Raw genomic sequence first — 20,347 nt, 5'->3', positions numbered from 1 at the left:
ATTGAAAATATTGGACAAACGGTTTTAGAGCTTGTTATCGGATTCATTGCATTACTCATTGCAACAAAAATTTTAGGGAAAACGCAAATTTCACAACTTACACCATTTGATTTTATTTCGGCAATCGTGCTCGGTGAATTATTAGGAAACAGTGTTTACGATCATGAAATATATATATGGAATATATTAATAGCATTATCCATATGGACTTTATTGATTTTTATAGTGGAAAGATTAACTCAAAAATTTAGAGGAGTTCGAAGTACTTTTGAAGGTAACCCATCAATTATAATTCGAAAAGGTCATATCGATCGAGATGAACTGAAATCAAATCACTTGGATATTAACCAATTACAGCAAATGTTACGACAACAAAAGGATATTTTTTCGATCCGTGAAGTGGAATATTTAATATTAGAACCAAATGGACTCATTAGCGTGATTAGAAAACCGAAGTACTCATCTCCTACTATTGATGATTTAAAATTGAAACAAAAAGCTGTCTACCTTCCTATTACAATAATTAGTGACGGGATTGTGGATCAAGATAATTTAAAACAAGCCGGATTTGATGAAAACTGGCTTTTCAATCAGCTGGAGAAAAAGAAAATCTCAAAAGCTGAAGATGTTTTATACGCAGAATGGTCAGAAGATGAGGGATTTTTCTGTTTAAAAATGGAAGAAACATAACGCATTTTCCTTGAGAAGTGTTTATTTATAAAATAAAGCCGAGGTGACAATTCACCCCGGCTTTTAAATATTTATTGATCGTTTTTAATTTTTGGTGATGGTTGGCTTTGATAAACTCTTGAGAAAGGCGGTACTGATTGAGTCAGCCAAATGTTACCCCCGATGACTGAGTCGTGCCCAATTTTTGTATCCCCACCAAGAATCGTTGCCCCTGCATAAATTACTACATTATCTTCTATGTCAGGATGACGTTTAATCCCTTTAATGGGATTTCCATCTTCATCAAGCGGGAAACTTTTAGCCCCTAGCGTAACACCTTGATAAATCTTCACATTCTTACCAATAGTACAAGTTTCACCAATAACGACACCTGTGCCATGGTCAATAAAGAAGTATTCCCCTATTGATGCACCAGGGTGTATATCAATACCCGTTAACTGGTGGGCGTATTCGGACATAATCCTTGGAATGATTGGCACATTAGAATTGTATAGTACATTTGCAATTCTATGTATGCTAATTGCTAGTATTGATGGATAACTAAATAATATTTCTTCTGTTGAAGTTGTTGCAGGATCCCCATTATAGGCTGCTTCTATATCAGTTTGTAAAACTTTACGGATTCTCGGGAATTGATTAATCAGATCAATGACAATCTCGTCAGCACTAGAACTAGCCTCTTTTTCTTGTATACTATTATTATTTATCAGAACTTTTTCTATTAAGTCTCTTAAATCTAAAGCAGAAGTTCTTAATTTATTTCCTATATTTACATTGACTCTCGTTTCAGGATCAACGTGTTTATCACACACGCATGGGAAAAGTGCAGAACGGAAATTTTGTAATATTTTATAAATCGTTTCTTGCCCTTCAAACCCTATCGACTTATCAATAGAAAAATACGTTTTATGCACATCTTCAAGTGATTTTGCAACATTAAGTATTTCATTATTTAACCAATCATTTAATTTCATTGTTCCTTCCCCCTCATCAAAAATTGTACCAAACTTGATATATGACGCATATCCTTTATTTATGTAAACTTATGAAATTCTGTCATTACTTTTTATCTCATTATTTAGAATCAAGTAATTGGATTCTGCTAATCTTAAGACAAGTATAATCGCAACAATAGGTGAGATACCAATTATTTGTTTATACAAATTTGATCGTTTTAAATCACATTATATAATTACACTTATCAATAGTAAACGTACATTAAAAATAGAGATCCTATGCTCTTTTATTTTGAGTCTCTCATTAAGAAGGAAGCTTTATATCGTTATTATTTTGCAAAACTAAAATAATACATAAAAAATAGGCAGCTTATATATTTATAAGCTGCCTTCCTGCAATTCAGGTGATAAAGTACTTTTTGATTATAACACTTTAAGTTAAATAGAATCCACATTGATAAGTGTAGAATAGCACTAAAAACCAATATTTGATATAAATTTCCTACAAGCCATTAATCTATCTCGTTCTCAAGTACTCCTTCCACGCTGTAATACCACCTTCCAAAATAACTACATCATATTCATGCTCTGAAAGAATGGTTGCACATTTCGTTGCAGAATTACCTGTTGTACAGGTTACGATAATTTCATTTTCTTTTGGTAAGGTATTCATTTCTATTTCTTCATTTTCAGCTAATTTAAAAATTTTTGTTTTATGTATATTTAAACTTTCTACATTCCTATCTTCAATATGGTAGTCATTGTACTTTTGTTCATCTCTTACATCTAACACTACTACCTTTTCATCTGTAGCGAATTTCTCATACAACTCTTCAGGTGTAATTTTTTTAATCGTCATCAAAAGTTCCTCCAAGTATATTGTATTAATTATTATTGCATAAACTCACACTTCTTCCCAAATACTGTGATATTATTTTATATTATTCATATTTTTTAGGTATTACATTGACTTACACCTAAAATTCTCTTAATATTTTCTATATTAAAAAAGTATGTCTTAAAATGTTTTGGACTATAAATTACTGAAATAACATTAATAGTTGGTGGAAGCTACTACAATGATTTTGACGAATTTCAACTTTGATTTTTCTCAACTGAGATAGTTAAATTGCAAAATTTATTTAAAAAGTCACATGCTTTTAGATGGTGGTACTTCAATTAGTTCACATCTTACTAGCTGTGACTTTTGTTTTTTACAACCATCTTCACTATACATACTTCTTTGTAATTAACAGTTACAAGCATCTAATTTTAACAACATGAGGAGGATTAACTTTTGGAACATAAAGATCAGTGGTCTTCAAAGATCGGCTTTATTTTAGCATCTGCTGGTTCTGCTATTGGGCTTGGTGCTATTTGGAAATTGCCCTATGTCACTGGAACAAGTGGTGGGGGCGCATTTATTTTATTATTTGTTTTGTTCTCCCTTTTAATTGGGTTACCTTTGTTACTTTCGGAGTTTATTATTGGTAGAAGTACACAAAAGGATGCCATTTCTGCCTACAAAAAAATTGCACCAAACACTAAATGGCACTACATCGGATATTTAGGGGTTGTGACCTGTTTTATTTTATTATCTTTTTATAGCGTTATTGGTGGATGGGTTATACAATATGTATTTTATGGTTTGACTGGCCAAATTGGTCGTGGCGACGTTAATTATGAAACGCTTTTCAATAGTTCAGTATCTGATTCTTTACTTGCTGTTGGTGGACAAGCTATTTTCCTTTTGATCACAATATTTGTTGTAGCAAAAGGTGTTCAGTCAGGAATTGAAAAGGCAAGTAAATTTATGATGCCTACCCTATTTGTTCTATTTATCATTTTAATATTCCGTTCTCTAACGCTTGATAATGCAATGGAGGGCGTAAGTTTCTTCCTAAATCCCGATTTTTCAAAACTTAATTCCGAAAGTATTTTGTTTGCTTTGGGACAATCGTTCTTCTTATTAAGTGTGGGGGTTTCTGTTATGGTGACTTACGCTTCCTATTTAAAAAGAAATGAAAGCATCATCCAGCCAGCTGTATCCATCGTTGGCATGAATTTATTTATTTCTCTTTTCGCAGGTCTTGCCATATTCCCAGCTGTATTTTCTTTAGGCTATGAACCAACAGCTGGTCCTGGCCTATTATTTATCGTTTTACCATCTGTTTTTGAGCAAATGGTGTTTGGGAATTTATTTTTATTGATTTTCTTAATTCTGTTTTTATTTGCAACCCTTACTTCTGCTTTTTCATTATTAGAAATTGTTGTTGCAGTTGTGACAAAAGGGAAAAATACGAGAAACCGAAATGCTTGGATTATTGGAATCCTCGTCTTTTTAGTCGGCATTCCATCCGCATTGTCCTATGGAATAATGGCAGATATCTCGATTTTCGGGAAAAGTATTTTTGATGCAGCAGATTATTTAGTAAGTAATATTTTATTACCAACTGGCGCTTTCCTTATTTCTATTTTTGTATCTTATAAAATGAAAAAGGATGTCTTGAAGAGTGAACTAATTAACAAATCGAAGTTTAGTTTACTTTTTGAAGTTTGGTACTATTTACTACGCTATATTATCCCACTCGTGATAATCATCGTATTTTTAGATGTTATAAACATTATTTAATGAATTTGAAAGCACCCCTATCAAATATTGATAGGGGCTTTTTAATATGATTTGATTTTTAACTTTCCCTTTATTAGTATGATTAAACAAACCATCATAAAAATAGGCAAAAAGGGCATTCTGTATATGTAGAAGGAATTTGAGGTGATGATGATGAATGAAGAAAAGACTTTGTATAATATGTATTTAATGCTAAACAACATGCAAAGCCAGCTGAACGAATGTAAATCCTATTTAGAAGAGATCATGAATGATAAAGGATATGACTACAGTACAATTCTTGAAGATTATGATGTAGTCAAATATGATGAACGAGAGTTATTTAATGAAAATTGAAACCCTTCTCAGATGAGAAACGATATATTACTCAAAATTATTTGAACAATCTTTTTTACCATTACAAAAAAATCTTTACTAAAAATCGACAATTTCTCCACAGAACTATTAATTTATTGATTTTTATCACTAGTTGTTTAATATATAAAATAGGTGAGACAAATGAAACTTACGAATAAAGAACTAGCAAATCTTTATATGAAATATAAAAAAGAAAAGAAACTATACAAACAAAAACAAAGACAGTCATTATATGATTTAAATCATTATTTTGAATGTAAAAAGTTTTTAGCCCTTATTAAGCAAGAGATGCATAGAAGAGGTTTAAAGAAAAAGGATGCGAAAAAGCTTTGTAATTATTAGTTCTCTTTTTAAACACCTGCGCCTAAAAGAGTTTAGTAATGCGCTTTTTTATGATGTTTTTAATTACTCTTTTTCTCTTTTTCCCTTTTTCTTATCACTTACTTCTACAATTTCTTTAATGTTCGAAATAAAATAAGCCTACCAATAAATAAACGGCTGTCCCCCATATAAAAAGTGCTGATAATTTATTAAACAAAATAAATACCCTATTTGGAATTTGCATTTTCTTTAAAAACGCACCGCTAATCGTTAACCCAAAAAACCACATCCATGACACCACGATGCAAGCTACCATAAATAATAGCTGATCTTGTCCATTGTATTTGATTGCACTTGTTCCAATAACTCCGATTATATCAAGCAATGCATGCGGATTTAATAAGGAAACGGAAAGTGCAAATAGAATTTGCTTTTTGATTGGCAATGCATCTTTTCCCTCTAAGCTTGCTGCCCCTGACTGCCATATAACCTTTCCCATATACAGTAAAAATAGAATCCCTCCAACTAGTAAGATGAGTCGGATCCATTCGAATTGCAAAACAATCATTGATATTCCTAACACCGCTAACAAGATTAGTATCGTATCACAAATTGATGCGGTTATAGTTGCTGGGAGTGCCTTTATGAATCGTGGTTGTGTGACTCCTTGAGAAAAGACAAAAACATTTTGTACACCTAAAGGTAAAATAAGTCCAAATGCTAATATGATGCCATGAAGAATTGGTTCCACCTACTCTCCCTCCTTTCTTCCATATCATAACTGTGATATAACTAAAGAAAAAGGTCCAATTGGATGGGAATAAATCCAGCCAATTTCCGAGGGGGTTTTCTTGATGAATTGAAAGCCAAATCGTTCACTTCCAATCAGTCTTTCAAAGCAAATTGTTGATTGGATGACGGAACAAATAGTAACAGGTCAATGGCCAATCGGAACAAAGCTACCGGCACAACGACAACTTGCCCTTTCATTTGAAGTAAATCGAAGTACGGTACAGGAAGCAATTGATGAATTAAAAGCAGATGGAATCTTATCTTCAAAGGTTGGCTCAAGTACATATGTATCAAATGATTCTTGGAATATACTCTTAAAGCAAAAACAACCTAATTGGCAAAGATACATTGAATCAAGTATTCATAAGCCTAATTATCAAACCATTCAGCTAATAAATGAATTCGAACAGAATGACACTGTTATTAGGCTGAGTACTGGCGAGCTCTCCCCTTCATTATTACCTACCGAAGAAATTCATGCTTCTTTGCAGCAATTGCAATTTGAAGGTAAAGCAATGGGGTATTCCTCTCCACAAGGAAGTCTTAAGTTACGGATTGCCCTTTGTGATTATTTATTGAAACGCGGTATTAAAACAACACCTGATAATATTTGCATCGTTTCTGGTGGATTGCAGGCATTACAATTAATTGCCCTCGGATTACTTGAAACTGGTTCCATTGTATTTCAGGACGAATTTTCTTATTTAAATTCAGTTCATCCTTTTCAATCTTTTGGTATGCAAATGCAAAGTATTCATCAGGATGAACGAGTTAAAAAAGTAATTCAACCGCTTCTCAGAAAACGTCAAGGGATATATTACGCCATCCCAACTCTTCACAATCCAACTGGTGGGATTTGGACTATAGAAGAAAAGGAATCCTTTTATGCTATGTGCCAATCCTTGCAGCTACCGATTATTGAGGACGATGTATATTTTGAATTATCCTTTGATTCACCAACACCTGCATTAAAATCGTTTGATACAACTGGACAAGTTATTTATATTGGGAGCGTATCAAAAACTCTCAGTCCTGGACTTCGTATCGGCTGGGTAGTCGCACCTACCCCTGTTATCAAACGCTTGGCTGATATTAAAATGCAGCTGGATTACGGCTCTAGCGCTATTTCACAGGAAATCGTTCACTATTGGTTAACCTCCGGATTATACGAGAAACATATTGAACAGTTAAGAGACGAATTAAAACGACGTGCATATTTAATGGAGAATTTGCTTGAGCGATTTTTTGCTGGTATTGCCTCATGGAAATCTTCTAAAGGCGGCTTTTATATTTGGCTTAAATTTAACGATCCAATTGTAACAACAGAATTCTTTATGAAAAGCTTGAAACACAAAGTATTGATTAATCCTGGTTATATATACGAGCCAAAGGACGCTTACCATATTCGACTTTCCTATGCCTATGCTTCTGACGATCAGTTAGAGCAAGGGCTTCTAATTATTTATGAACTGGCAATTCAAGTAATTAAAAAATTTCATGAAAGTGATGATTAACAACACCTGATCATCGGTAAAAGATTAGATGACTTCGGATTTTCATTATCGGAGTCATTTTTATTTAGAATCGATGATTGGAGTTGTTTGGAAGAAATTTTTAATTGAATAGATAGTATGTATTAAATGGGTTTTAATGTTGAAAATAGGTAGGTAAGAACTTATAGAGGAGGAAACTAGGCATGTTCTATCACATCAAAGAATTGCAATATACTGCGAAACCAGAAAAGCCAGATCCCATTTTTGCTAAAAAGCTGCAAGAGGTTTTAGGGGGGCAATTTGGCGAAATTAGTGTCATGATGCAATATTTGTTCCAAGGCTGGAATTGTCGCGGTGAAGAAAAGTACCGAGATATGTTACTTGATATTGGGACAGAAGAAATTGGTCATGTAGAAATGCTTGCTACAATGATTGCCCAATTATTAGATAAAGCACCTGTTCAGGATCAAGAGGAAGCTGCAAAAGATCCGGTCATCGGTGCAGTACTAGGCGGAATGAATCCACAGCATGTAATCGTCTCTGGATTAGGAGCAACACCTACAGATAGTGTGGGCTATCCTTGGAATTCTCGCTATATTGTTTCAAGTGGTAATCTTCTAGCAGACTTCCGTTCAAACTTAAATGCTGAATCACAAGGAAGATTACAGGTAGTTCGCTTATATGAATCAACAACCGATCCAGGCGTGAGAGATATGCTTTCTTTCTTAATCGCCCGTGACACAATGCACCAAAATCAATGGATGGCTGCCATTGAGGAATTAGAACAAAAACAAAAACCGATTGTTCCAAGTACTTTCCCACAAGAACTAGAAAAGCAACATGTCTCCCATTCCTTCATGAACTTCTCGAAAGGTGAAGAAAGCGCTCAAGGTCGCTGGGCTAGTGGTCCAACATTTGACGGTCAAGGAAACTTTGAATACATTGCAAACCCAGAAGCAACGGGACAAGTTCCAAAGCTAGATCAAGCTCCAGCTTATATTCACAATACGCCAATCCCAGGTGAAGATGCACCAGGAATTGACTTAGCAAACTATAAACAACCGATTTTTAAGGATTATAACGATGGTCATGATTCCCATCATTTGAATTCTCATTAAATTAAAATTCAATTAATACTTGAGGGCTTCTTGGTGCCCTCTTTTTTGCTTCAACAGGAATTAAATTTACATATTCACTTCATTTCTTTGCTTTATTTTTCCACTGACTAAATTCCAATATATAAATATTGATACCGCAATTACCCCACCACAAAGAAGATACATCGTTGAATAGCTCCATAATGCTGAAACTACACCTAGTGTTGAAGCACCAATTGCAATGCCACCATCAAAGAATGTCCAAAATGTTGACGTTGCATGGGCACTCCGATGTTTTTCCGCAGATTGTATAGCAAGTGCTTGGAAGCATGGAACAATGGAACCATAGCCGACACCTACTACTACAGCGGAAATTAATAAAATTGTAACCGAATCCATCACACTTAATAAGAATAACCCCATCGCAAACAGTATGAAGGACGGAAGGACGACTATGCTTGGCCCTTTTGTGTCATATAATTTCCCTGTAAAAGGTCGAGCAACAATCATGGCTATCGCAAATACAATAAAAAATAAACTAACATATTCAAATACATTTTTAGACTCTGCATATACAGATATGAAAGACATAATACTTGTATACGCAAAGGACGTTAAACACGCTACAATTGCAATAGGAATCGCCTTTTTTTCAAATAGATCCCCCCACGAAAGGAATCGGCGTTCAACTTCAGTATCCTTTTGATATTCAGTTACTTTCAGCGTAAAGGCAAATACATATCCAATAAAGACCGCTGTTGCTAAACCAATAAATAATATTTGAAAAGAAAACCACTGGATCGTTGTCAGTGCAATAAACGGTCCAAAAACGACGGCTAGATTTGAGGACATTGCATAATAGCCAAGTCCCGCGCCCTTTCGACTATCTGGAATAAAATCATTCACTATGGTAATTAACGCCGTTGTCACAAAACTAAACCAAATTCCATGAAAAAATCTCAATGCATAAAGTAGTTCAATAGAATCGATAAATATGTATAATGCAGAGGAAATACAAAAGAAAAGCTGTGAAATAATTAGCGTCTTCCTTTTTCCTAATACTTCAATAATTCTACCTGAAAAAGGCCTAATTAGAATTGCAGACAACATAAAAATAGCGATAACTAATCCTGCTTGACCCTCTGTTCCATTTAATTCATTTAGAACGTAAACAGGTAACAATGTTAATAAACAATAGTACACTACAAATAGAAAAAAATTGTTCAAAACCGCTACGATAAACGGTCCAGTCCATATTTTCCCTTCTAATTTTTCACCCATATCGTTTCCCCTTAATCTAATCTCATTTATTAGAAATTTTATGATTTTGTGAAAGCATCATCATGTGAAAATATTCTGACAACAATCAACTTTATCCGAATTATACGGATTTATTGTTTTTTTAACAAGGTTTTATCAGATTTATTGATGGGATTTACACGGATCCTTGGATTAGGACAGTTGGAGATTCGATTGGGTCACGTAGAAGCCTAATTGGGCGGATAGCATTTCATTTGAGCGGATATTTCGATTATTATTTCTACGACATACCTTTCGGGCATTTAGAGCTTTGTTTGGGTCACATAGTTTATTCACTAGGGCACTTAATTATCACTTTTGAGCGGATATGGTATCCTTTTGGGCACTTAGCATTTTTTTGAGCGGTTAGCCCCATGTTTTGAGCGAATGGAGCCTTCATTTGAGCAGATAACCTCTCCAAACTCTTTACTTGAATTATCATTCCTGAGCACATGAAATCTAATTAGTTCATTTGCATTAAATTCAAAACTTATCCTTCCATCGACTTATTAAATCTTATATCCTATAGTAAAGAAAAACCCAATAATAGGTAAAAATGGGGGTAATATCTTGAAAGTACGATATTTTTGGATTGGTCTAGCTATTGTTATTTGTAGTTGGTTAGGGAACTTTATATATTTTCAATCAAAGCAGCTTGCACAACCTATTTTTTTCGATCATTACTACGAAACTTATATACCAGAAGAAGATACGCTTAAATTTAAACTTTATTATTTAGGGAACAAAATGAATCCATCCGATGCGGAAGTGAACTATGCTGTAATCGATGGCATCACTGCGTACCCTGTGTCAAACGAAGGGATGTGGAGGTGGTCACAAAACGATCCATATATACAATATGAACAGGAGTATATACATCACTATCTCAAATCAGTTACATTAGAAATTCATCCTTTTGACCTTCCAATACAACAAGGGACTGATGATATTTGGAGCTTTGAGGAGATTCAAGTTACCTTTAAAAACGGGCAAACCGTTGAGGCTGATATTGGAGAGGTAATTGTTTATGGAAAATTTAGCCCTCCCACTATGATGGAAGAAAGATATGGATCAGGTAGCAACCAATATTACCATGATTCCTATATGAAGATTTTACAATCTTTAACAATTGAAGAGATTTCCATTCCTTTTGAAGATGAGATTGGGGGGAATTTACTTCTGAAGCTTGGACTTGATAAGGATATATTGAATTCACTGGACGATTCAGCTTTCAGTCCTTCCGTTTCACGAGATTGGTATAAGGAAAATAAATTAAATATGAAGGATGATGAGAAAAATGCCATTACAGTTTATGATGGCCTATTTCCAATCCATTTAAATGAAAATGACTTACTAAAGCTTTTTATTCGATTAAACCCCGAACATAGAAGTTATTATTATTTTGATATCAGGATTGAAGGTACTACTGACAATGGCGAAACTTTTGTTCATAAAAAGCCTATTATTGATATGCCCTACTTCACTCAAAGAACAATTAATGAAATAATCGCTGAGAAGCAAGGAGGATTTAACTAATGAAAAATGCATTTCAAACTATTTTTTGGGGATACTTTTTCGTTTGGTTAGACTTTTATATAATGATAGATTTGTTACCAGATCCAGTTGGTTATTTTTTGATTTATGCTGGAGTTAAACGAATTGCTTCAAAGTTTACGATTGGCAAGAGAGTAACGAATCTCTCTTTAGTGCTTGTCATTCTTTCAATCCCCAACGTTTTGGGTCCAGCATCAACTGGAGGAAATTCTTTTCTTCAGTCATATGAATTATTTGGTTGGTCTTGGTACTCAATTGCCTTTGTAGTAATCGATTTACTTTTAATTTTTTATACTTTCCAGCTCATTTTGGAAGTAGTTCGAACACATGGTAGTGTAAGATTAATCAAACGTTCAAAAAATTTGTTCATCGCATACTTTTGCGCTGTATTTTTATTTTATTTAAGTACAACTTTTGCTATGAATCTACCTAATAATTTTATTCTATCCATCACGATGGGGCTATTAGTAATCAGCTTTGTCATGCATATTCTTTTCCTTATGCTGTTATTGGATGTTCGCAGGGTGAATGTTTTAAGAATAAATGACCTTGAGATGGATGAAAGTTTAAAATACTAAAAAAGAATCCATTTTGACTATCAAACTCAAAATGGACTCTTTTCCTTTTAAAATCTCAAACTACTCCTTACTCACTGACCATATGTTGCTTCGCTTTTTTGCCATGTAAAAAGAAATATAGTGCTGTTGAAAGTAAAATCACGACGCTTAAAATGCCGTACAGCTTTCCATAAGTCATAAATGGAATGATGAATCCAAGAATATACGGTCCAAACCCTAGACCAGCATCAAGGAAAATGAAAAACGTTGATGTAGCAAGCCCCATACGATGTGCTGGTGTTAGCTTCACAGCAATTGCCTGCGTACATGACTGCATGTTCCCAAATCCAAGACCAATTAACACTCCAGCTAATAAAAGAAGAAGTCCATTATTAGCTATACTTAATAGGAACAACCCAACTGCAAATAAAATAAAGGCTGGGTACATTACATAATTGGCACCCTTTAAATCTAGTAATCTACCGGTAAACGGACGTGAAAATAGTACAGCAATGGAATATACAAGGAAGAAGAAGCTCGCCGCACTCACTTGATCGATTTCTATCGCATAAAAATTAATATACGATAAAACACTAGAATAACCAAATGCTACCACTAGCGTTACAAAAGCGATTGGAATGGCTTTTGGTTCAATGAAATTCGCTAATTTAATACCCTTTGTAACAGGCTCTTTTATTGGCATATCTTCTAATTTCGGAACATATAGGAAAAATGCTGTTGCTAAACTGAAAATACCAAATATGAGACATAAAATGAAAATCATTTCAGCGCTTGAATGCTGACTCATCAATAGTCCAATGAACGGTCCGATGGCTGTCGCAAGGGTCGCACTCATACTGTAGTAGCCAATTCCTTCTCCTTTTCGTGTTGTAGGAATAATTTGTGCCACAATCGTCCCCGTTGCAGTACTAGCAACACCCAGTGTAATCCCGTGAAGTAAACGGGTAATAAGTAAAAAGTTAATATCCACTTGGATGAAATACATCGATGTTGTAATTACATATAGAATTAACCCGATAAATAGCGTTTTTTTCCTTCCAATTTTATCAATACTACTCCCGATAACTAACCGTCCTATTAATGTACCAATAATAAAAATTCCTGTAACAAGACCGGCCTGACTTGTAGTAGCTTGGAAACGATCTACCGCATAGACCCCAATGATGACGATTAATAAATAAAAAACTAATGTTAATAAAAAATTGACAGAGGATACGATGATAAAATCCTTTGTCCATAGCTTAGGTTTATTCAATTGGTTTCCCTTCTTTTTTCAATAAATTTTCTTGAATCCTCGGAAGTGTTTGGAAGCATATTGTTTGCTCTTCTAATGAAATGCCTTCCATTATTCCATTTTCTAATTCCGTAATTTTGGCTCTAAGGGTTTGGTAAATGTCCTCGCCCGACAGTGTTAATTGAATTACTTTTTCTCGTCGGTCTTTTCCTGGTATCTGTTCCACCAGCTTGAGTTCTTCTAAACGGTGCACCCTTCTCGTAATAGTTGGTTTTTCTACCTCGTAGTAATTCGAAACATCTACAAGTGTCGAAGGACCATGATTTTTAATATAAAAAATGACTTGCCATAAAGAATATGACAGCTCATATGGACTCATTAATTCATTTAGTTTTGTAATTAATGGGCGATACAGTCTTATATATTGCCTAAAAAATCCTTCCATCATTCGCACTCCCTAATTGCCTTTAAATAGGTTTTTAAAAATAGTTACCATAAGTAACTATTGCTGAAGGTAACTATAATAGTTATTTCTTTTGATGTCAACAGCTTTGATTTATGCTTCTTCGGCGAACTGATTAGAAGATGTATAATTCATTTATTGTTTTATATTAATTTTCTTTACGATTCATCATCTTTTTTACAAACTCATAGTTATATATATGAAAACAATTCTGTATATAAACGTAAAATCTATATATCGAACCTATGAAAAGGAGTTCAAATTTGAAAAGTCTTAGTCCGTATAAAATGTATTTTGCAGAGCTTGCTTTTAAAATTCCATGGATTTTTATAGGGGCATCCATCACTGCCATAAGCCTTGAAGTTATTCTTATTCCTCATGGCCTAATAGATGGTGGCATTACTGGAGTGTCTATGATGTTATCAGAGTTTGGTGACTACCCTTTAAGTCTTTTGCTTTTCATTTTTAACATTCCATTCATCTTACTTGGGTTAAAGTATTTAGGTAAACGATTTGCATTTTCCGCAACCTTTGGAATTATTTCTTTAACACTTTCTACTAGTATATTAGAAAGAAGGACCCCCTTTTTGGAAGGTAATTCTTTATTAGAGCTTATTATTGGAGGAATTCTCCTTGGTCTTGGAATTGGCATTGTCATTCGTAATGGCGGTGTTTTAGACGGAAGTGATGTACTCGCATTACTCATTGCTAGAAGAACTCACCTTACTGTCGGACAATCCATTTTCATTATTAATATTTTCATCTTCCTTTTTGCGTTATTATTATTTGGATGGAAAGGTGCCGTTGTTTCGATTATTACATATTTTATCGCGGTGACCATTGTAGATATGGTGAGGAGTTAGAACCTCCCTGATTTACCCTATATCATTAAACATTAAAGACTTCGGGGTATATGCCGAAGTCTTTAAATCTTTTATAGAAGTTTTACACCTAATAAATAACCTTATATCTATTGTAGAAGTACCTACTCAAATTTAATAACAATACGAATATACTCACCCGATAATAAATCATCAAATCCTTTATTGATTTCTTCAAGTGTTATCGTTTTAGATAGCAGTTTATCAATTCTGAGTAGTCCTTTTTCGTATAACTCTAAAAATCTAGGAATATCTCTTTTTGGTACACAGCTTCCTAAATAAGAGCCTCTTATTTCTTTTTCTTCAAATGTAACAGACATAATTGGAACATCAATTTTCCGATCAGGGCTAGGTATACCCGTTGTTACAACTCTGCCGCCACGTCGAACAAGTGAAAACCCAAGTTTTAATGCATCTGGTACTCCCGCAGTCTCAATCGCTAAATCTACTTGAATATTTTGTTTAAGAGCCTCTTCTGGTGTATAGACTTCGATTTCCTCTCCTAATTCCAACGCCATATCTAGTTTTTTCCGATTAATATCTATCGCAACAATTCGTGAGGCACCAGCTGCCTTCGCTCCTATTAACGCACTAAAGCCAACTCCACCTAATCCTAAAATACACACACTATTTCCTAGTTTAAGCTGAGCTGCATTAACAACCGCACCGATTCCTGTTACGACTGAGCAACCAAAAAGGGCTAAATATTCAAAGGGAATATCCGTATTCACCTTGACTAATGAATTTTCTGCTACCGTTGTATATTGAGAAAAAGCAGATACGCCAACATGGGTGCTTACTGGCTTACCCTCTTTGCTAAAGCGTTTCCCACCAGTAATTAGTTCTCCATTATTGTTAGACTTAACTCCAGGCTCACATAATGATGGACGTCCTTCAGAACAAGGCAAACATTTCCCACATGATGGGACAAAGGTAGTAACGACTTTATCACCAGGCTGAAGTCCCGTAACCCCCTCACCTACTTCATAAACAATTCCTGCTGCTTCATGACCTATAACCATCGGCAGTGGCCGTACAAGATTCCCCTTCATAACCGATACATCTGATTGACACAGACCCGCTGCCATTACCTTCACCATCACTTCACCATAGCCAGGCTTTGCAATTTCCACTTCTGAAATATTTAAAGGCTTCGATTTTTCAAAAGGTAATTGAGATGTAACTGCCTCCAACACAGCTGCTTTTGTTTTCATAAAATTCTCTCCCCTATTTTTTATTTTACTTTTGGATTTTTGAGAAATTTACGTACTAGTCTACAAGGATATGTAACCGTTTTTAAAACTTTGTCGATGTGTTATTCTTTGCTCGCTTACATCACTTGCAGATAGCGTTTTACTTTTCACCTCCAATAAAAAAACTTAGCATCAACAAACTAATCAGCTTTTTTACAATTAAGCTAATTGGTTCATCATGCTAAGTTTTAATGGTTATATAAAGAAACTGACATGTTCCTTTATCGCAAAAAAACCGCGATTTATTTAATTTTATTGAGAATATCGATAATGATAAATTCCAGTAACTTCCCATGAGCTGTTAAATATATATTAAATACCACATTACGTTAAGTCAATATTTTTCTGAATTTTCAATCAAATTATTTCGAAATACTATTCAGATGAACCCCCTAGTACAAAAATGAAAACTAAAATCCATCTTTCAAAATTAAAATCTATTAATATATTACTAAAAATTCAGACAATTATCATTTCGGATGTATTATTTACCAATTACATGAGTATAAAGTTACAATTTTTCGATAATTCTTATTTTAGAAACTAAACACGTCACTACTCCGGACATATTCAGAGACATGCTCTATTATGTTAAAATTATATGGTAATAATTTGGAGGTGGAGGCTTTGAAAAATTCTATTCGATGGCGAATCATCGCCATAGTTTTGATTGTTATATTACTCGGTTTAGGATCGCTTGCTACAGCTACTTCCTTAACTATTTCTTCTAAAACTGAGGAAAGTGTAATAGAACAAAGCAAAATACTAGTTGATGAATTATCTAATTCTATCAATACCTTTTTAGAAGGGCATGAAAATAGCATACTAAAAATGGCATCGTCAAAAGAAGTGCTAAATTACTTTGAGAATTCTACTGAATACAATGACGAAGCAGACCGAGCTTATCGTGAAGAATTGGCAAATTATTTATCAATTTATGATTCTGCTTCTTCGATTTACTTCACTACTGGTGAAAAAATCATTACGGAACCTCACTTTGATGCAATTTTTGATTTAGATGTAAACTCACGTTCGTGGTTTACCGATGCGATGAGTAACCCAAATGAAGTCATTTGGTCTGCTCCATATGTGGATTCTTCTACTGGAGAATATGCAATTGCTGGCTCGAAAGCTGTGATGAACGGAAATGAAGTTGTCGGTGTTATTGGTGTGGATATTTTATTATCTAGCTTAACAGACATGATTTCTTCTATAAATCTTGGTTACGAAGGCTACCCTATTATTTTAGACGAAACAGGAACAGCTATTGTTCACCCTTCACAATTCGGTGAGAACTTAAGTGGTGAAGAATATGTTACTCATATCCTTTCAGACACTACTGAAACAAGCTCATTACATACTTCCATTGATGGAAAAGGATCAGTGATTGTGTATCATAAAATGCCTGAATTAGGTTGGACTGTTGGATCTATCTATCAAACGGATCAATTACAAGGTACTGCTAACAGCATTCAAGTGTTGATTATTATCTTTGCAGTAGTAATTTTAGTCATTACCTTTGTAATTCTTTATTTCTTTATTACAAAAACTTTAAAACCGATTAATACTTTAGGTTCTTTAATGGGACAAGTTGCCGAAGGTGATTTAACTGTTAAAATTGACGTCAATTCAAACGATGAAATCGGTCGCTTATCACAGCACTTTAATGACATGCTTGAAAATATGAAAAAGATTATTAGTGTTGTGAAGGATTCATCCAATCATGTCGAAGAACGCTCTCATCATTTAAGTGCATTGGCTGAGGAAACAAGTGCATCAAGTATGGAAGTATCAAGGGCAGTTAATGATATTGCTATTGGCGCAACAACATCATCCGAAAATGCCGATGCAGTAACTGATTCATCATCAATGCTTGGTGAGAAAATAAACGAAATGACAAACCAAACTACTGCTTTACATGATATTACTATGAAAGCAAATAAATTAAACGACGTCGGTCGAGATAAAATGTCAGAGCTTTTCGGTTCATTTGGTCATTCTCAAGATGAATTAAAACAAATGGCAAAAGCCGTTGACACATTGAAGCTAAAGGTATCTGATATTGGTTCAGTTATGGATACAATTTCTGAGATTTCAGCACAAACAAATTTACTCGCATTAAACGCAAGTATTGAAGCAGCTCGTGCAGGTGAGCACGGTAAAGGCTTTGCAGTTGTGGCAGAAGAAGTTCGCAAATTAGCTGAGCAGTCTGCGAGTGCAACTGAAAAAGTAAAAATAACGATTCAACAGCTACAAAATGACTCTTTACAGGTCACAACACAAATGAACGAAATGCAAAATACATTCCAAAATCAAGGTGTTGTGGTTAAGGAGACTGGTTCTCTATTTGAAAACATTTCAACATTTATTGAAAATATGGAAGAAACATTCGACAATTTAACGACTGAAATGAATGGAATAGTGAAGTATAAAGATCAGGTTGTTAATACTATTAAAGAAATGTCCATGACCGCTCAATCGACTGCGGCTGCATGTGAGGAAGTAAGCGCATCAAGTGATGAGCAATTAACAGCAATTCAATCTGTTGCAGAAGCCTCTGAACAATTGAATAACTTAAGCACTGAGCTAACTGTCGCTGTAAGTAAATTTAAAATATAATAGAAGTACAAATGGTTGCGCATTTATTACGCAACCATTTTTTATTTATTTAATAGGACTGTTCCGATTACAATTAAAACAATGCCTAGGATGGAGTACATAGAAATCTTTTGATGTAAAACTAAAATGGATAATGCTGTAACAATAATTGCATTAGTACCTAATTGTATTCCAGATAGCATTACTGTATTTCCAAATAGTTTGGCACCTTGTATGAATCCCCAGGCTAACACTACATTCCCTAAAAAATTGAGTGGAAGAAAATAAACATTAAATTTAATACTATCCTTTAAACTTGGTTGAAAAAAGTACGTTGATAGTATGGGCAATAAAGCAAACACGATTGCGCCAAATAGAATAGAACCAATTACGAGTAATTTCAATGGAACACCTCATTTTGAATTGGAATGTTACATTGATAGCATTGTTTATTTTTCTCATTCTATTCGGTCTAGTTGTAATTAGGTTGTCCTAGAGATTCGTTTATTTTAAAACAGGGAAAAATAGGCGATTTTAAATAAAAAATGAACCCATACCGATATAAAAAATCGTTAGGGTTCACATTATTTTAAGGGGAAATTGGGAAATGTACCTATGAAGCAACTCTTACATACTCTACGAAACCATTAATTTCGTTGCAATATACTTTCGGGCTTCAGGTGTGACGAGTAGTATTTGAATAAAATCTTTACCTTCTAATTTTGGAGAGGTAAATTCAATCAGGGTGCCGCTAAAGTTTTCAGTTATACTGTGAATTTCATAACCTTCCTCAAAGTAGCGCTCGATTTTGTTTTTCTCCTCAACAAATTCAAGATATTCAGACATCGCTTATACCTCCCACTGTCGATTATTTTGCAATCTTATCAATTGTGTAACGACCAACCATAGCTTGTCTTTGATTCCACGTCATACTTGGTAACGTATTTTTCACCTCAATCATGTCAATGGCGCCATCGACTGGACAAACTATGGAGCATAAATTACAGCCAACACAATCTTCTTCACGAACTTTTAGCATTGGCTTACCATCTGTACCAGTAAGCATTTCAATACATTGATGAGATGTATCTTCACAAGCAATATGGCATTTATTGCAGTTAATACATACATCATTGTTTATTTTTGCAACTACTTTATAGTTTAGATCTAAATCTCCCCAGTCAGAATACTTCGGTACTGTTTTACCGACGATATCCATCACTGAAGTGATTCCTTTATCATCAAGGTAATTATTTAAACCATCAATCATATCTTCTACAATGCTAAAGCCGTGATGCATAGCAGCAGTACATACTTGCACACCCGTTGCACCCATTAGTAAAAATTCAGCCGCATCCTGCCAATTAGAGACTCCACCAATGCCTGAAATCGGTACATTAATATAGGGGCTTCGTGCACATTCACCAACCATATTTAAGGCAATTGGCTTAACTGCAGGACCACAATACCCACCATGTGCACCTTTTCCTCCAACATGGGGAATCGTGTTCCAACTGTCTAAATCAACACCTGCTAAACTATTAATCGTGTTGATCATACTAATAGCATCAGCACCACCTTGTACCGCCGCTTCCGCTGTTACCGTTATATCCGTAATGTTCGGTGTTAGCTTAACAATGACTGGAACCTCAGCTACTTCTTTTGCCCAATAGGTTTGCTTTTCAACTAGCTCCGGTACTTGACCTGAAGCAGCGCCCATACCACGCTCAGCCATACCATGGGGACAGCCAAAGTTTAACTCGAAGCCATCAACGCCCACATCCTGCACACGTTTAACTATTTCATGCCATTTATCTTGGATTGGTTCCACCATTAATGAAACAACAATAGCTCGGTCCGGAAATAGTTTCTTCGTTTCATAGATTTCTTTCAAGTTCACTTCAATTGGTCTATCTGTAATCAGTTCAATATTGTTAAAGCCCGCCACTCGCTGCCCATTAAAATTGACGGCCGCAAAGCGTGAGGAAGTATTTAAAATTGGATCACCAAGTGTTTTCCAAACGACACCTCCCCATCCTGCTTCAAATGCTCTTTGAACTTGATAGCCAGAGTTTGTCGGTGGTGCAGAGGCTAACCAGAAAGGATTAGGCGATCTTATTCCCGCTAAATTAATACTTAAATCTGCCAT

At 34.7% G+C, this 20,347-nt stretch carries 20 protein-coding genes; 10 read left to right on the top strand and 10 right to left on the bottom strand.

Annotated features, from left to right (window positions below):
- Positions 1–690 (top strand): YetF domain-containing protein, encoded by a 690-nt coding sequence (locus CD30_RS00165; RefSeq protein ID WP_036171368.1) that lies wholly within the window; start codon positions 1–3, stop codon positions 688–690.
- A 71-nt stretch (positions 691–761) separates the two neighbouring features.
- Here CD30_RS00165 and epsC read toward each other — a convergent pair whose 3' ends face one another.
- Positions 762–1,664 carry a serine O-acetyltransferase EpsC gene (gene epsC / locus CD30_RS00160; RefSeq protein ID WP_036170738.1) on the bottom strand — a complete coding sequence of 301 codons (903 nt, stop codon included), beginning with the start codon at positions 1,662–1,664 and terminating at the stop codon, positions 762–764.
- Between the two features lie 499 nt (positions 1,665–2,163).
- Positions 2,164–2,505: a rhodanese-like domain-containing protein gene (locus CD30_RS00155; RefSeq protein ID WP_036170733.1), complete on the bottom strand. Its 342-nt coding sequence runs from the start codon at positions 2,503–2,505 to the stop codon at positions 2,164–2,166.
- A 438-nt stretch (positions 2,506–2,943) separates the two neighbouring features.
- Between CD30_RS00155 and CD30_RS00150 the strand changes: the two genes are divergently transcribed.
- From CD30_RS00150 to CD30_RS00140, 3 genes are all read left to right on the top strand, one after another.
- The gene (locus CD30_RS00150) at positions 2,944–4,278 is read left to right on the top strand and encodes a sodium-dependent transporter (protein ID WP_036170730.1); all 1,335 of its coding nucleotides are present in this window, start codon (positions 2,944–2,946) and stop codon (positions 4,276–4,278) included.
- Between the two features lie 144 nt (positions 4,279–4,422).
- The gene (locus CD30_RS00145) at positions 4,423–4,614 is read left to right on the top strand and encodes a hypothetical protein (protein WP_036170727.1); all 192 of its coding nucleotides are present in this window, start codon (positions 4,423–4,425) and stop codon (positions 4,612–4,614) included.
- A gap of 162 nt (positions 4,615–4,776) precedes the next feature.
- Positions 4,777–4,977: a hypothetical protein gene (locus CD30_RS00140; protein ID WP_036170724.1), complete on the top strand. Its 201-nt coding sequence runs from the start codon at positions 4,777–4,779 to the stop codon at positions 4,975–4,977.
- Positions 4,978–5,092: 115 nt separating this feature from the next.
- Here the strand turns inward: CD30_RS00140 and CD30_RS00135 are convergent, their stop codons facing one another.
- Entirely contained in the window at positions 5,093–5,707 is a 615-nt protein-coding gene (locus CD30_RS00135; protein ID WP_036170720.1) for a LysE/ArgO family amino acid transporter, read from the bottom strand.
- 133 nt (positions 5,708–5,840) lie between these two features.
- Here CD30_RS00135 and CD30_RS00130 point away from each other — a divergent pair, with 133 nt between their 5' ends.
- Both CD30_RS00130 and CD30_RS00125 read left to right on the top strand, forming a co-directional pair.
- A complete protein-coding gene (locus CD30_RS00130; RefSeq protein WP_408056706.1) occupies positions 5,841–7,262 on the top strand; it encodes an aminotransferase-like domain-containing protein in 1,422 nt (473 codons plus the stop codon).
- Positions 7,263–7,444: 182 nt separating this feature from the next.
- Positions 7,445–8,359, top strand: coding sequence for a manganese catalase (locus CD30_RS00125; RefSeq protein WP_084077557.1), 915 nt, complete (start codon positions 7,445–7,447; stop codon positions 8,357–8,359).
- 66 nt (positions 8,360–8,425) lie between these two features.
- On the opposite strand, the gene CD30_RS00120 is transcribed toward CD30_RS00125, so the two are convergent.
- The gene (locus tag CD30_RS00120; RefSeq protein ID WP_036170717.1) at positions 8,426–9,619 is read right to left on the bottom strand and encodes an MFS transporter; all 1,194 of its coding nucleotides are present in this window, start codon (positions 9,617–9,619) and stop codon (positions 8,426–8,428) included.
- A gap of 588 nt (positions 9,620–10,207) precedes the next feature.
- Between CD30_RS00120 and CD30_RS00115 the strand changes: the two genes are divergently transcribed.
- Together CD30_RS00115 and CD30_RS00110 are read left to right on the top strand one after the other, a co-directional pair.
- Complete coding sequence (locus tag CD30_RS00115; protein WP_036170714.1) at positions 10,208–11,173, top strand: hypothetical protein; 966 nt, start codon at positions 10,208–10,210, stop codon at positions 11,171–11,173.
- Positions 11,173–11,769 (top strand): hypothetical protein, encoded by a 597-nt coding sequence (locus tag CD30_RS00110; protein ID WP_036170711.1) that lies wholly within the window; start codon positions 11,173–11,175, stop codon positions 11,767–11,769. The genes CD30_RS00115 and CD30_RS00110 overlap by 1 nt, the downstream gene beginning before the upstream one ends.
- Positions 11,770–11,836: 67 nt before the next feature.
- Here CD30_RS00110 and CD30_RS00105 read toward each other — a convergent pair whose 3' ends face one another.
- Complete coding sequence (locus tag CD30_RS00105; protein WP_036170708.1) at positions 11,837–13,024, bottom strand: MFS transporter; 1,188 nt, start codon at positions 13,022–13,024, stop codon at positions 11,837–11,839.
- Positions 13,017–13,448 (bottom strand): MarR family winged helix-turn-helix transcriptional regulator, encoded by a 432-nt coding sequence (locus CD30_RS00100; protein WP_036170704.1) that lies wholly within the window; start codon positions 13,446–13,448, stop codon positions 13,017–13,019. The genes CD30_RS00105 and CD30_RS00100 overlap by 8 nt, the downstream gene beginning before the upstream one ends.
- Positions 13,449–13,729: 281 nt before the next feature.
- Here CD30_RS00100 and CD30_RS00095 point away from each other — a divergent pair, with 281 nt between their 5' ends.
- Positions 13,730–14,329 carry a YitT family protein gene (locus tag CD30_RS00095; RefSeq protein WP_052125983.1) on the top strand — a complete coding sequence of 200 codons (600 nt, stop codon included), beginning with the start codon at positions 13,730–13,732 and terminating at the stop codon, positions 14,327–14,329.
- Positions 14,330–14,451: 122 nt separating this feature from the next.
- Here the strand turns inward: CD30_RS00095 and CD30_RS00090 are convergent, their stop codons facing one another.
- Entirely contained in the window at positions 14,452–15,561 is a 1,110-nt protein-coding gene (locus CD30_RS00090; RefSeq protein ID WP_036170701.1) for an alcohol dehydrogenase catalytic domain-containing protein, read from the bottom strand.
- 666 nt (positions 15,562–16,227) lie between these two features.
- Between CD30_RS00090 and CD30_RS00085 the strand changes: the two genes are divergently transcribed.
- Positions 16,228–18,219 (top strand): methyl-accepting chemotaxis protein, encoded by a 1,992-nt coding sequence (locus CD30_RS00085; protein ID WP_036170698.1) that lies wholly within the window; start codon positions 16,228–16,230, stop codon positions 18,217–18,219.
- Between the two features lie 41 nt (positions 18,220–18,260).
- On the opposite strand, the gene CD30_RS00080 is transcribed toward CD30_RS00085, so the two are convergent.
- The 3 genes from CD30_RS00080 to preA all read right to left on the bottom strand — a co-directional run bounded on the left by CD30_RS00080 (position 18,261) and on the right by preA (position 20,347).
- A complete protein-coding gene (locus tag CD30_RS00080) occupies positions 18,261–18,602 on the bottom strand; it encodes a hypothetical protein (protein ID WP_036170695.1) in 342 nt (113 codons plus the stop codon).
- Between the two features lie 232 nt (positions 18,603–18,834).
- Positions 18,835–19,044, bottom strand: coding sequence for a hypothetical protein (locus CD30_RS00075; protein ID WP_036170691.1), 210 nt, complete (start codon positions 19,042–19,044; stop codon positions 18,835–18,837).
- A gap of 22 nt (positions 19,045–19,066) precedes the next feature.
- The gene (gene preA / locus CD30_RS00070; protein WP_036170688.1) at positions 19,067–20,347 is read right to left on the bottom strand and encodes an NAD-dependent dihydropyrimidine dehydrogenase subunit PreA; all 1,281 of its coding nucleotides are present in this window, start codon (positions 20,345–20,347) and stop codon (positions 19,067–19,069) included.

The organism is Ureibacillus massiliensis 4400831 = CIP 108448 = CCUG 49529, assembly GCF_000772965.1.
GTDB lineage: Bacteria > Bacillota > Bacilli > Bacillales_A > Planococcaceae > Ureibacillus > Ureibacillus massiliensis.
This window is presented reverse-complemented; position numbering and strand designations above follow the sequence as displayed.